The following is a 13697-nucleotide window of genomic DNA, read 5'->3' as shown; positions in this document are numbered from 1 at the left end:
ACATCCCTACTAGGAAAGAATCAGGATGATACTTAAAATTAATAGTATGTGAATGAATAAGTCTTTGATTCCCGTCATAGATCGTTAGTTATTCTAAAAAGGAGTGAGCTATTCCAATGAAGAAAAAATTTGGACTTAATTATTTCAAGCCAGTTGAACGTTTTTCAGGAAATTGGTCAATTTTAGAAGAAAAAAGTCGAGATTGGGAAAATATGTACCGCCAACGTTGGTCTCATGACAAAGTGGTTCGGACAACGCATGGCGTGAACTGTACAGGGTCATGCAGTTGGAAAGTATTTGTGAAAAACGGCATTATTACTTGGGAAAACCAGCAAATTGATTATCCTTCATGTGGCCCTGATATGCCTGAATTTGAACCGCGTGGATGTCCTCGTGGAGCTTCATTTTCCTGGTATGAATATAGCCCGCTTCGCGTGAAGTATCCATACATACGAGGGAAGTTATGGCGTATGTGGACTAAAGCAGTTTCTGAACTGAAAGACCCTGTAAAAGCATGGGCTAGCATCGTAGAAGATCCTGATAAGGCAGATGAATATAAAAAAGCGCGTGGCAAAGGCGGCCATGTCCGGGTTAACTGGAGAGATGCAACCTTAATGATTTCGGCACAGCTTATTTATACAATCCAAAAGTACGGTCCCGATCGGATAGCTGGATTTACACCGATTCCGGCAATGTCAATGGTCAGCTATGCGTCAGGTGCACGATTCCTCTCTCTTCTTGGCGGCGAAATGCTTAGCTTCTATGACTGGTATGCGGATTTACCGCCATCTTCTCCACAAATTTGGGGTGAGCAGACAGACGTCCCTGAATCGAGTGATTGGTTTAACGCTGGTTACATCATTATGTGGGGATCGAATGTACCGCTAACAAGAACGCCAGATGCTCACTTCATGACAGAAGTGCGCTACAAAGGGACGAAAGTAGTTTCTGTGGCCCCGGATTACGCAGAAAGTGTTACGCATGCGGATGACTGGATTGCGGCAAATCCCGGAACGGACGCTGCAGTTGCTCAAGCAATGACGCACGTCATTCTCGATGAATTTTATGAACAGCGTAAAGAGCCGATGTTCTTGAATTACGCGAAACAATATACAGATATGCCTTTCCTAATAACACTCGATACACATGAAGATTCTTATAAAGCGGGTCGATTTTTACGGGCAAGTGATATAGGGCAAGCATCCCAGCACGCTGAGTGGAAACCGGTTATTTTTGATGAAACGACAAATGAAATTATTGTTCCGAACGGTACGATGGGACAACGTTGGGAAGAGGACAAGAAGTGGAATCTAATTCTTGATAATGTAGACGGAACACGCGTTGAACCGGCCTTGTCAGTGGCCGATCATGGCGCGGAATGGAAAGAAATTGTTTTCCCATTCTTCGACAACGTGTCAAACGGAACATTCAAACGTCCGATTCCGGTGAAAAAAGTAACACTTGCAGACGGAACCGAAAGTCTTGTAACAACTGTTCACGATTTGATGCTTAGCCAGTATGGTGTTAACCGGATTGGTAGTGAACTCGAAGCATCTGGTTATGACGACGCAGAATCATTCTACACGCCAGCATGGCAGGAGAAAATCACAAGTGTTAAACCTGAACTGGTTACCCAAATCGCGCGGGAATTTGCACATAATGCGCTTGAAACAGGCGGCCGTTCGATGATTATTATGGGTGCGGGTATTAACCACTGGTTTAACAGTGACACCATTTATAGATCGATCCTTAACCTCGTTATGTTAACTGGTTGTCAAGGCGTTAATGGTGGTGGCTGGGCCCATTACGTTGGTCAAGAAAAATGCCGTCCGATTGAAGGGTGGAGCACAATCGCATTTGCACGTGACTGGCAAGCGCCGGCGCGACTTCAAAACGCGACATCTTATTTCTATTTTGCAACTGATCAATGGAAGTACGAGGAAATGGGCGCGGATCTTCTTATGTCACCGACAGGAGGAAAAGCCCGCTATCAGCATCCTGCAGACTATAACGTCTTGGCTGCACGACTTGGTTGGTTGCCATCTTACCCTCAGTTCAACAAGAACAGCCTGACGTTTGCAGAAGAGGCAGCCAAAGAAGGAAAAACAACAACACAGGAAATCGTTAATTATACACTGGAACAAATCAAGTCAGGCGAAACAAAATTTGCAATTGAAGATCCGGATGCACCGGAAAACTTCCCGCGCTCTCTATTTGTTTGGCGCTCCAACTTAGTGTCGAGTTCTGCAAAAGGTCAGGAATACTTTATGAAACATTTATTCGGCGCTTCCCACGCTCTGCTTGCAACACCAAATGAAGATGTTAAGCCTGAAGAAATTGTTTGGCGCGATGATGTGGAAGGAAAACTCGATCTTCTTGTGGCACTGGATTTCAGAATGACAACAACTCCGTTATACGCAGATGTCGTTCTTCCAGCAGCAACTTGGTATGAGAAACACGATCTTTCTTCAACAGATATGCATCCATTTGTTCACCCGTTCAACCCAGCAGTTGACCCGCTTTGGGAATCTCGTTCTGATTGGGATATTTACCGCGCACTTGCGGAAACATTCTCGGAAATGGCGAAAGTTCATCTTCCAGGCGTTTATAAGGACCTTGTAACTTCACCGCTTGCGCATGATTCTATCCAGGAAATTGCCCAGCCTTATGGCGAAGTGAAGGACTGGAAAAAAGGTGAAGTTGAAGCGATACCGGGTAAAACAATGCCAGCTATGACAATTGTCGAACGTGATTATACACAAATTTATGATAAATACGTCACGCTTGGACCATTATTATCGACTGGTAAAGTGGGAGCGCACGGCGTCAGTTTTTCTGTAGCCGATGAATATGAAATGATGAAGGACATCAACGGCACCTATTTCGATGAATCTATCAAAAACGGATTGCCTAAACTGCATACAGCAAAACATGCGGCAGAAGCAATGCTGACACTATCTTCTGCAACGAATGGTCGCGTTTCTCAAAAGGCTTTCGTAGCAGCAGAAGCAGATACCGGCGTTGAATTGAAAGATATTTCAGCCGATCGCGCGGCAGAGCGCTTCACGTTTGCAAGCATTACCGCCCAGCCGCGTGAAGTCATACCGACACCAGTATTCTCCGGTTCGAATAAACTCGGGCGCCGTTACTCGCCTTTTACGACGAATATCGAACGACTGGTTCCGTTCAGGACATTAACCGGAAGGCAGCACTTCTACATTGACCATGAATTATTCCTGGATTTCGGAGAAGGTCTACCCGTTTACAAACCTACGCTTCCACCAATGGTATTCGGTCCGCGGGACAAAAAAATCATAGGCGGTCAAGATTCACTTGTACTTAGGTATTTGACGCCGCATGGTAAATGGAATATCCACACGACGTACCAGGACAACCAGCATATGCTGACGTTATTCCGTGGGGGACCGACTGTTTGGATTTCCAGTGAAAATGCTGAAGAGCATGGTATTGACGACAACCAATGGCTTGAGGTTTATAACCGAAACGGTGTTGTTACTGCACGTGCCGTAGTCAGTCACAGAATACCTAAAGGAACCATGTTCATGTATCACGCGCAAGACAAGCATATTCAAGTACCAGGCTCTGAAATTTCAGAGGAACGAGGCGGAAGCCATAACGCGCCGACACGAATTCACATGAAACCGACGCAAATGGTTGGCGGCTATGCGCAACTCAGTTACGGATTCAACTACTACGGACCAATCGGAAATCAGCGAGATGAGTACGTTGCAGTCCGTAAGATGAAGGAGGTAAACTGGCTTGAAAATTAAAGCACAAGTTGCAATGGTAATGAATCTGGATAAATGTATTGGCTGCCATACATGTAGTGTTACGTGCAAAACGACGTGGACAAACCGTGAAGGTGCAGAGTATATGTGGTTTAATAACGTCGAAACAAAACCGGGGATAGGCTATCCAAAACGCTGGGAAGACCAGGAGCTTTATAAAGGCGGATGGCAAATTAATAAAAAAGGTAAACTCGAATTGAAATCCGGTTCGAAGCTATCAAAAATTGCTCTAGGGAAGATTTTCTATAACCCGGATATGCCTGAAATGAAGGACTATTACGAACCATGGACATATGACTATGAAAAACTGACTTCGGCACCAGACAGTAAACATACGCCCGTTGCTCGTGCAAAGTCTGTTGTGACAGGAGAATACATTGATCTAGAATGGGGCCCAAACTGGGAAGACCAACTTGCTGGGGCTCACATTACGGGACCAATGGATCCTAATATTGAAAAGATAGAAGAAGAAATTAAATTTAACTTTGAACAAGCATTTATGATGTACTTGCCAAGACTCTGTGAGCACTGTCTCAATCCGAGTTGTGTGGCATCCTGTCCATCAGGCGCCATCTACAAACGCGATGAAGATGGAATCGTCCTCGTAGACCAAGAAGCGTGTCGAGGCTGGCGTTATTGCATGACCGGTTGTCCATACAAGAAAGTCTACTTTAACTGGAAAACAAATAAAGCCGAGAAATGTACATTCTGTTTCCCGAGGATTGAGTCGGGACTACCAACGGTTTGTTCTGAAACGTGTACAGGCAGAATCCGTTATCTTGGTGTTCTTTTATATGACGCAGATCGCGTTTTAGAAGCGGCTTCTACACCGAACGAAAAAGATTTGTACAAAGCGCAAATTGATTTATTCCTCGATCCAAATGATCCGGAAGTTATTGCTCAGGCTAGAAAAGATGGTATTTCCGAAGAATGGATTGAAGGCGCACAAAATTCACCGGTTTATAAACTAGCAATTGAATATAAACTTGCCTTCCCGCTTCACCCTGAATACCGCACGTTGCCGATGGTATGGTATGTCCCGCCATTGAGCCCAATCATGAACTATTTTGAAGGTAAAGACTCGATTAAGAATCCTGATATGATTTTCCCAGCAATTGAGGAAATGCGTATTCCGATTCAGTATCTCGCAAATATGCTTACAGCAGGAGATACCGAAACAGTGAAAGGTGCACTGCAAAGAATGGCAATGATGCGTTCATACATGCGTGCCATGTCATCTGGTAAAGAATTCGATGAATCACGTCTAGAACGTGTCGGTCTGACTGCTCATCAAACGAAGTCAATGTACAGACTTCTGGCGATTGCAAAGTACGAAGATCGCTTTGTTATCCCGACAGCACATAAAGAAGGTCATATGAATGCATACCGTTCACAAGGATCTGAAGGCTATGTGGAAATGGGCGACTACAGTATGGGTACTTCAGAAAGTCCATACAACTACGCAGGTATAAAACAAGAAGATAGTAGCTGTGATGGTTGTGGTACACAACCACAAGTGAAGTCAGGTAAAGAAATTTACGAAGAGAACTTTTACGGGGGGATTTGGCGTGATTGATCTGCAGAAGCTGTATAACGAAAAACACACATTTGGCTTCTTCGCACAGCAACTTACGTACCCGGAAAAGATAAACTTTCATCCGTCAGTCATGGAAGAGTCAGTTGACTCTTCCCATCCGGCGTATGTGCATATTAAAACTTACTGGGAGTTAATGCATGACTACAGCTTTGATGATATCCAGGAAATGTATACATATACGTTTGATTTCCAAACGGATTCAACGCTGTTCATGACTTACGTAAAGTATCAGGATGCGAAAGATCGCGGTCAAATGCTTGCTAAATTAAAAGTGCTTTATGAAATGTTTGGCCTGAATATGCCAGACGGTGAACTGTCCGACTTCTTGCCGCTTATGTGTGAATTTATCTACGCATGCGAATGGATAGGTGACCCGAGGGCAGAACAAAGTTTTGGTATGTTACTCGCTGTTTTGGAAGACGGAACATATCATCTGTTAAAAGCGCTGGAGAAATATAATAGTCCCTATTTCCATCTAATTAAGGGGATGAGGGTAACCTTTAAGTCATGTGCTCGTCAGGAGGCGCCTACAAATGGCTAATCAATTTCTATGGGTCATTTTCCCTTATCTGTGTATGGCAACATTTGTTGTAGGGCATATTTTCAGATACCGGAACGACCAGTTTGGCTGGACTGCAAAATCAAGTGAATTTATAGAAAAGAAACAACTGATGATAGGTAGTTTACTGTTCCATATTGGCATCATGCCTGTAATAGCGGGCCATGTCGTGGGGCTTGCTGTCCCGAAGGAATGGACGCAAGCACTTGGTGTTAGTGATCATATGTATCATATGGGCGCTGTTTGGGGTGGAGGATTTTTTGGTGTCGTCACATTTGCGGGGATGTTTATTTTAACATATCGCCGTTTTGCATTAAAAAGCGTACGTAAGTTGTCATCTGCATCAGACTTAATCGTCAACTCTCTATTGCTGTTCATCGTATTCATCGGTATGTACAGTGTAATTGCAACTAGTATTACACAGCCAGAATTTGATTACCGAAGTTCAATTTCAATATGGTTCCGTTCCTTGCTGATTTTTCGACCGGAAGGTGCCTATATGATAGGTGTACCACTGGCATTTCAGCTTCATGTTTTATCTGGGTTCCTCATTTTTGCAATGTGGCCGTTTACCAGATTGGTTCACGTCTGGAGTGTACCGTTGAATTATGTAGGAAGAAGCTATATCCTGTATAGAAGGCACCGTGAAAACTAATGAACGAAAAAAGGCAGCTTTGCCTTTTTTCTATATAGGGAGAAATAGCAATGGATGAACAATTAAGATTTGATTATCAGCAAGAAATAGAACGGTTACAATCGATTTTCGGTTTCGACTTTGTCGCTCTGGCACTTGTTGAGTCAGCGGAAATGCGTTTCGTCCAGAAATGGAAATACGTAGCAGGCAATCGTAGCAACCGATATAAACGTATCACTTTGCAAACTGGAAAAGGTGTTGCAGGGCATGTTTTTAAATCAGGAAAACCATTTTTTGTTCACGATAGAGACCTGGAACTTGATTCAATGGATCTGTTTAACTATCCAATTATTATTGCAGAAGACTTAAAAAGTTTTGGAGCGATACCTCTTTATAAATATAATCGCGTCCATGGTGTGTTACTAGTAGCTTATCGAGAGGGAAAAAGGATGACTGCAGAAGAATTTTCAGGCTTTATAAATCATGTCGGCCTGAGATTTGGTCCGTATTATAATAAGGAGATGGTAAAACAGTGATGCAAATCGGGAGTTTTCAGTTGACAGACTTGTTAATGAAAATGTACGACAATTCAGCTGAGGCCATCTTCTTTTTTGACTCAGCTGGAAAAGTAATTGCTATGAATAGTGCAGCGGAACTTATTATAGGTGCGGAAGTACTGAATGGAATGATTGCGGGAGATGTAAAAGCAATTTGCATGTCTTGTAAAGGGTATACAAGTGAATCGGAACTTCAGACATGCCTATCCTGCTATTTGGTAAGTCCACAAAAAGATTTCAGCTCATTTCAAGTTTACCTTGACACGCAAGGCAAAGGAATAACTCCGTACACGGCAAGTTATCAGACCATCGATGAAGAAAATGGAATTCGTGTCTTCATGTTGAGAGATTTGACGAAGCAGTACAAGACACAAGAAACACTTAACCAGAAAACCATGATGAAAAATGTCATTAAAGCACAAGAAGATGAACGCAAGAGGTTGTCGAGGGAATTACATGATAGCGTAGCCCAGGAAATGTTAAGTTCCCTTGTTGACTTGCGTGTGTTGAAATACATGAATGTCGATTCTGAAGTACTCAAAAAGATTCAACAAGCGGAAGGCTCATTGATGCGTTTACTGGATGATATTCGTCACTTGTCTGTTGAGTTACGACCAGCTACTTTAGATGACCTTGGCCTCGAAGCTGCTTTTAGGACACATTTTAAATGGATTGAGAAAAATTATGGATTAATCGTTCATTTTACTGCTGAACTTGAAGCTAAAAGATATGAAGGTGAAATTGAGACAGTTGTCTATCGGATTTGCCAGGAGTCCATTCTCAATGCGCTTAAGTATGCAGAAACGGATGAAGTTTATGTTCGGTTGTTTGAACGTTCAGGAAACCTTGAATTGAGTGTGTATGACAAGGGTGCAGGATTTGATAAAAATAAAATCAATCCAATTGGTACGGGTCTTGGCCTTTATGGAATGAGAGAACGAGCAGAACTGGTGAATGGCCAGTTCGTTATTCAATCGAGTATTGGTAAAGGAACTTCTGTACGAGTTGAAATCCCACTTAGAGCGTCTGAGGAAGGGGAGGATAGCAAATGAAAATAATTATTGCGGATGACCACGCCGTCGTTCGTAGTGGCTTTATGCATATCCTGAATTTCCAAAGTGATATGGAAGTCGTTGCCACTGCCGCAGATGGTCTAGAAGCATATGCTTTAGTCGCAAAGTACCGACCAGATGTATTGCTGTTGGATTTAAGCATGCCTCCCGGAGAGAGCGGTCTAATTGCTACCGGTAAAATTAATGAAGATTTTCCAGAAACAAAAATTCTTATTTTGACAATGCATGATGATGAAGAGTATTTATTTCATGTGTTAAAAAATGGAGCATCGGGCTATGTTCTAAAAAATGCGCCCGATGGTGAATTACTTGCCGCAATACGTACAGTTCATGCCGGTGATACGTATATTCATCCTGCTATGACCACTTCACTTGTCCGTGAGTTTGTTAAAAAGGGCACGGAAGTGGTAGAAGATGATCCTTTCAAGATCTTAACAAAACGCGAAATTGAAGTTCTTCCGCTTGCGGCAAAAGGGTTTGGAAACAAAGAAATTGCAGAGAAACTATATATTTCTGTTAAGACTGTCGAAGCGCACAAAGCTAGGATTATGGAAAAACTGCAGTTGAAAAGCAGACCTGAACTCGTTGAATATGCGTTACGTAAAAAACTATTAAACTTTTAGCAGAAAGGTGTGTTTCAAATGGCTGAGGCACAAAAGTTCAAGTTCGACTTACCAGCTTTACGTGTGCTTGAAAATGAACATCGCTATTTAGAGTATTTAATGAGTGGCTGGCATACAATTGTTCTGGCTTTTGAACGGGATATCTATACTGTCAAAGAAGGCCATGAAGCACTGAAGTCACTTCGGAAACTCATCGTTGATTTCATCGAGCCGTTAAAGAATCATACAGACAAAGAAGAAGAATTTTTGTTCCCAATGCTTGCCCAATACGTCGGTTCAGAACAGGGACCAGTCAATGCAACGGAGGAAGAACATGGTGAAATTGATGCCTACATCGGTCATTTTCTTCATCACACACGCGGTGATGTAAACCACTTTACGATGGAGGAAATGAAGAAGGTAGTTCAAGACGCCGCAGAAGCATTTGAGGTTATCACTGTTCATTTTGTGAAAGAAGAATCTGTACTATTTTTAATGGTTAATAATATCCTTAATATCAAAGAGCAGGATAAACTCTATGAACAATTATATACTTCGATTCTTTAAGCATATATAACGTAGATAGCGCGTCTATTGATTAACCATTTTCTTGCATAAAGAACAGGTAAGAAAGGCTTGAAAAACACCATTTTCACTGGATCATTTCCGGTCCGATTTAGTAGAACTATTCATGACATCTTTACCGAGGGACAAATGTGGCTAGAAGTGACTTCGTCATCCCTACACATCAAGATATCTCGGTAATCGTTTAGAGGTCGTTCAATCCAAAGCAATCCAAAAGTGACTGTACACGAAGTGCCTAGTGTTGGCTTAAGTTATTTACTGGTTGTTTTTGGATGATCAACATATGTATGTAGATTGCTAGATGTAGGGAAAACCCTTATAGGTTATCGGGGACTACCTACTATTTTACACTGAACTAATTCAATTATAATTAAAGCAGGGAATCAATGTCGGTTTCATTCAAAATACAACGATGGGATTGATTTGAATGAATAAAAAATTACAACTTCCATTACAGACGGCGAACTTAGTAGTCGGTTTTATGGTATGGGTACTCATATCCTCACTATTGCCATTCATCCGGGAAGATATTGCTATTCCTGCCGAAAAACTTGCGATTGTAACTGCTGTTCCGGTCGTTTTGGGATCTATCCTTAGAATTCCACTTGGCTATTATGCAAATATATTTGGCGCAAGAATTATCTTTTTTGTGAGTTTCATATTACTCCTGTTTCCGGTATTTTACATAAGTGCTGCTTCAACGTTCGCGGATTTGATCGTTGGCGGTACGTTCCTCGGAATCGGGGGTGCTGTATTCTCCGTGGGTGTAACATCGCTGCCTAAGTATTACCCGAAAGAGAAGCATGGTCTCGTTAATGGTATTTACGGTATGGGGAATATGGGGACTGCAATTTCAACATTTGCTGCACCGGTAATTGCCACGCAAGTCGGTTGGTCAATGACCGTCAAATTCTATCTCGTACTGTTGCTTATCTTCGCGGCCTTGAATTTCATATTTGGAGACAAGCAAGAAGTGAAAGTGAAAACACCGATACTTGAGCAAATTAAAGGCGTTTATAAAAATGAAAAACTGTGGTTCTTCTCATTATTTTATTTCATTACATTCGGTTCGTTTGTTGCATTTACAATATTTTTACCGAACTTTTTGGTCACGTACTTCGAACTGGAAAAAGTGGATGCAGGCATGCGGACTGCAGGTTTCATTGCAGTGGCAACATTCCTGCGCCCGGTCGGAGGATGGCTTGCTGACAAATTCCAACCGTTGTTCTTATTGATGGGTGTCTTTGCGGGACTTACATTTGCGGCTATTATTCTCGCGTTTTCACCTACTATTGCATTATATACAGCGGGAAGTATGTTAATTGCTGTTGCAGCAGGAATAGGTAATGGTGTAATCTTCAAACTCGTTCCGTTTTACTTCAACAAACAAGCTGGAATTGCTAATGGGATTGTATCGATGATGGGGGGGCTTGGTGGATTCTTCCCACCTTTACTACTATCGATTATTCATTCGATGACAGGTTCCTATTCAATCGGTTTCATGGCATTCTCTCAAGTTGCACTTGCGAGCTTGGTCCTTGTCATTTGGCTTTATTATATGGATCGACTTAGCATGTCTGCAGAAGTCTTCAATTCAACGGGTCAAGGGATTCTTGTAACAGATGCTTCGGGAACAATTCAGTCTGTGAATCCTGCTTTTACAAGGCTGACAGGATATACCGAAGAAGTGATTGGAAGTAATCCGAATATGTACAGTTCAGGTAGACACTCGAAAGAATTCTACACGTCTATGTGGAGTCAAATTGGTCAAGATGGATTATGGCAAGGTGAAATATGGAATAAACGCAAAAATGGCGAAGAATACCTTGAACTGCTGTCAATTAGCGCGGTGAAGGATGGTTCCGGAGATGTAACTCGTTACGTCGGCACATTCAGTGATATAACGCCGCGAGGCTAAGAGGGCATCCGGTCGTAAAGACCGGTAGCCCTCGCTTCAATTTATAGGAGGAGTGGACATTGGAAAATCGCTATACAAGGCAAACGCTGTTCAAACCAATTGGTAAACATGGGCAGGACAAGTTAAGTTCTTCCCACGTTGTTGTCATTGGGTGTGGAGCTTTAGGTTCAGCTGTTTCAGAGACACTTGTCCGTGGTGGAGTGCGAAAACTGACGATTGCAGATCGAGATTATGTAGAACCGTCTAACTTGCAAAGACAACAGCTGTTTACCGAAAAAGATGCACGGGACGGTATACCAAAAGTGGTTGCTGCTGAAGCTCGTTTGAAAATGATTAGGGAAGACATTGAAATCGTAACCGTGCTTGATCATGTGGATGGATCCATTATGGAACAAATTATTGATGACGCTGATTTAATCATGGATGCGACGGATAACTTTGAAACGCGTCTGTTGATAAATGATATTGCATGGAAAAAAGATATTCCCTGGATTTATGGTGCGTGTGTAGGCAGTTCAGGTACAGTTTTTCCATTCATTCCAGGCGAGTCAGCTTGTTTCCGCTGTTTGCTACCGGTTTTACCATCGGTTAATGAAACGTGTGATACGTCAGGAATCATTGCGCCTGCTGTTCAAATTACGGCGGCACATCAAAGTGCAGAAGCGCTGAAATGGTTAACGGGGAATAAAGATGCAATGCGCAAGAAGCTATTCCATTTTGATGTATGGAACAATACGCATATAGAAGCAGGGATTTCCCGTATGCGAAACGAAGTATGTGAGACATGCGGAAATAAACCGACCTTCCCGGCGTTGCATCGAGCAGAAGATACAGGATACGCAGTGTTATGCGGTAGGGATACAGTGCAAATCATTCCGAATGCAAACCGCACATTGACGATTGAGGATGGGGAAACAGTCGCTAAAAGGCTGGGGTCACCCTATAAAGTGACACCATTTTTTGTGGAATTTAATGCAGATAGTTATCGCTGTATTCTATTTGGCAATGGTCGTTTGTTAATTCATGGATTAAAGGATATAAAGATAGGACGTAAATTGTACCATCAATTTTTTGGATGAAAGGGAGGAATCAGATTGTCACATTTGAATGAATCGGACAAAGAGAAGAAACTCACTTTTTGCGTACTGACGACGAGTGACACGCGTAATGTCTCGAATGATCGCAGTGGCTGGACAATTCGGCAAAAGCTTGAATCGGCGGGTCATCATGTATTTGAAACATGGCTTTGTCAGGATGACGCGATGGAAATTGAATCGATTGTCGAAGAATGGCTGCGGAATCCTAACGTTCATGGCATTATTTCTACAGGCGGGACTGGCATTGGTTTTCGTGATGTTACTATTGAAACTGTGTCGACCTATTTCACAAAAACGATTGATGGGTTCGGCGAGTTATTCCGTTACCTTAGCTATACAGAAGATGTAGGTTCAAAGGCGCTATTAAGCAGGGCTGCGGCAGGCGTGGTAAAAGAGAAGGTGTTTTTCGCGCTTCCCGGATCCGTTAAAGCAGTGGAACTTGCAATGGACAAGCTAATTTTGCCTGAAATTCACCATATTGTGCATGAACTTACCAAACATCTAGAGGACTAACTTAATTCCGTAATTACTTATTTTAAATAAAAACCTAACGCTAACGAAATTTCTATATCGATTATTAGTTTGCATGGATGAGTTCCGTTGATTGTAACGGAAGGCGTCCGCCTGGAGTGTAAATCAACCTTGTAAGGATTTCAATACAAAATCCACTATTATAAAATTGGTTCTACTGACCAAAAGACTCACCTGAAGTGAGTCGTGGAAGAGAGTTAGAATTGTCTTTCGTAATCGCCGTTTTTTCCACCTGTTTTACGTAATAGCATTGTTGGTCCAATAACCATTTCTTTGCCGGCCGCTTTGCACATGTCGTAAATAGTGAGTGCAGCAGCGGAGGCAGCAGTAAGTGCTTCCATCTCAACACCGGTCACACCTTTTGTCTTCACTTCCGCTTCAATCAATACTTCATAATGAGCAGATGATTTATCTATGTTCCATTCGAAATGGATGTTAACACCTGTCAGTGGGATCGGATGACACATAGGAATTATGGATGATGTACTTTTTGCTGCCATGATTGCCGCGACCTGAGCGACCGCGAATACATCGCCTTTCTTATTGGTACCTTCTGTGATTTGTGAATGAATTGTTTCATTAACAATGATGGACGATTTTGCGATAGCTGTTCGAGTGGTTTCTGCTTTGTCGGAAACATCGACCATTTTTGCACGGCCTTGTTCGTTGAAATGTGTGAGCTCTGACAATGGAGTCATTCCTTTCATACATATCTAATACATTCAGTATAGCAGA

Annotated in this window: 12 protein-coding genes; 11 read left to right on the top strand and 1 reads right to left on the bottom strand. The window is 42.4% G+C overall.

Annotated elements, in window-relative coordinates; translation table 11 throughout:
- The first annotated feature begins 116 nt into the window (after positions 1–116).
- From H7992_RS22415 to H7992_RS22365, 11 genes are all read left to right on the top strand, one after another.
- On the top strand, positions 117–3791 hold the full coding sequence (locus H7992_RS22415; protein WP_187046086.1) for a nitrate reductase subunit alpha: 3675 nt from the start codon (positions 117–119) through the stop codon (positions 3789–3791).
- Positions 3781–5385: a nitrate reductase subunit beta gene (gene narH, locus H7992_RS22410; RefSeq protein ID WP_067213472.1), complete on the top strand. Its 1605-nt coding sequence runs from the start codon at positions 3781–3783 to the stop codon at positions 5383–5385. Before H7992_RS22415 ends, narH begins: the two co-directional genes overlap by 11 nt.
- Positions 5378–5947, top strand: coding sequence for a nitrate reductase molybdenum cofactor assembly chaperone (gene narJ / locus H7992_RS22405; RefSeq protein WP_067213470.1), 570 nt, complete (start codon positions 5378–5380; stop codon positions 5945–5947). Before narH ends, narJ begins: the two co-directional genes overlap by 8 nt.
- The gene (narI, locus tag H7992_RS22400; protein ID WP_067213468.1) at positions 5940–6620 is read left to right on the top strand and encodes a respiratory nitrate reductase subunit gamma; all 681 of its coding nucleotides are present in this window, start codon (positions 5940–5942) and stop codon (positions 6618–6620) included. Before narJ ends, narI begins: the two co-directional genes overlap by 8 nt.
- Before the next feature lie 50 nt (positions 6621–6670).
- The gene (locus H7992_RS22395) at positions 6671–7135 is read left to right on the top strand and encodes a GAF domain-containing protein (protein WP_187046085.1); all 465 of its coding nucleotides are present in this window, start codon (positions 6671–6673) and stop codon (positions 7133–7135) included.
- Complete coding sequence (locus tag H7992_RS22390) at positions 7135–8208, top strand: sensor histidine kinase (RefSeq protein WP_187048019.1); 1074 nt, start codon at positions 7135–7137, stop codon at positions 8206–8208. The genes H7992_RS22395 and H7992_RS22390 overlap by 1 nt, the downstream gene beginning before the upstream one ends.
- The gene (locus H7992_RS22385) at positions 8205–8852 is read left to right on the top strand and encodes a response regulator (protein WP_067213456.1); all 648 of its coding nucleotides are present in this window, start codon (positions 8205–8207) and stop codon (positions 8850–8852) included. The genes H7992_RS22390 and H7992_RS22385 overlap by 4 nt, the downstream gene beginning before the upstream one ends.
- 18 nt (positions 8853–8870) lie before the next feature.
- Positions 8871–9398 (top strand): hemerythrin domain-containing protein, encoded by a 528-nt coding sequence (locus H7992_RS22380; protein ID WP_187046084.1) that lies wholly within the window; start codon positions 8871–8873, stop codon positions 9396–9398.
- Between the two features lie 445 nt (positions 9399–9843).
- Complete coding sequence (locus H7992_RS22375; protein WP_187046083.1) at positions 9844–11334, top strand: nitrate/nitrite transporter; 1491 nt, start codon at positions 9844–9846, stop codon at positions 11332–11334.
- A 59-nt stretch (positions 11335–11393) separates the two neighbouring features.
- The gene (locus H7992_RS22370; protein WP_187046082.1) at positions 11394–12413 is read left to right on the top strand and encodes a ThiF family adenylyltransferase; all 1020 of its coding nucleotides are present in this window, start codon (positions 11394–11396) and stop codon (positions 12411–12413) included.
- Between the two features lie 15 nt (positions 12414–12428).
- Positions 12429–12944, top strand: a complete 516-nt coding sequence (locus H7992_RS22365; protein ID WP_231885732.1) for a MogA/MoaB family molybdenum cofactor biosynthesis protein — start codon at positions 12429–12431, stop codon at positions 12942–12944.
- Between the two features lie 215 nt (positions 12945–13159).
- Here the strand turns inward: H7992_RS22365 and moaC are convergent, their stop codons facing one another.
- Positions 13160–13651, bottom strand: coding sequence for a cyclic pyranopterin monophosphate synthase MoaC (gene moaC, locus H7992_RS22360; protein ID WP_067213447.1), 492 nt, complete (start codon positions 13649–13651; stop codon positions 13160–13162).
- Positions 13652–13697: the final 46 nt, after the last annotated feature.

The sequence above is a fragment of the Sporosarcina sp. resist genome (assembly GCF_014302295.1).
In the GTDB taxonomy this organism is placed as follows: Bacteria; Bacillota; Bacilli; order Bacillales_A; family Planococcaceae; genus Sporosarcina; species Sporosarcina psychrophila.
The sequence above is the reverse complement of the archived record's forward strand: the minus strand, read 5'-3'. Positions and strand labels throughout refer to the sequence as shown.

Bases quoted from the DNA above. Each gene is read 5' to 3' on its own strand.
- H7992_RS22415 (WP_187046086.1), top strand. From the start codon at position 117: ATGAAGAAAAAATTTGGACTTAATTATTTCAAGCCAGTTGAACGTTTT.
- narI (WP_067213468.1), top strand. From the start codon at position 5,940: ATGGCTAATCAATTTCTATGGGTCATTTTCCCTTATCTGTGTATGGCA.
- H7992_RS22395 (WP_187046085.1), top strand. From the start codon at position 6,671: ATGGATGAACAATTAAGATTTGATTATCAGCAAGAAATAGAACGGTTA.
- H7992_RS22390 (WP_187048019.1), top strand. From the start codon at position 7,135: ATGCAAATCGGGAGTTTTCAGTTGACAGACTTGTTAATGAAAATGTAC.
- H7992_RS22385 (WP_067213456.1), top strand. From the start codon at position 8,205: ATGAAAATAATTATTGCGGATGACCACGCCGTCGTTCGTAGTGGCTTT.
- H7992_RS22380 (WP_187046084.1), top strand. From the start codon at position 8,871: ATGGCTGAGGCACAAAAGTTCAAGTTCGACTTACCAGCTTTACGTGTG.
- H7992_RS22375 (WP_187046083.1), top strand. From the start codon at position 9,844: ATGAATAAAAAATTACAACTTCCATTACAGACGGCGAACTTAGTAGTC.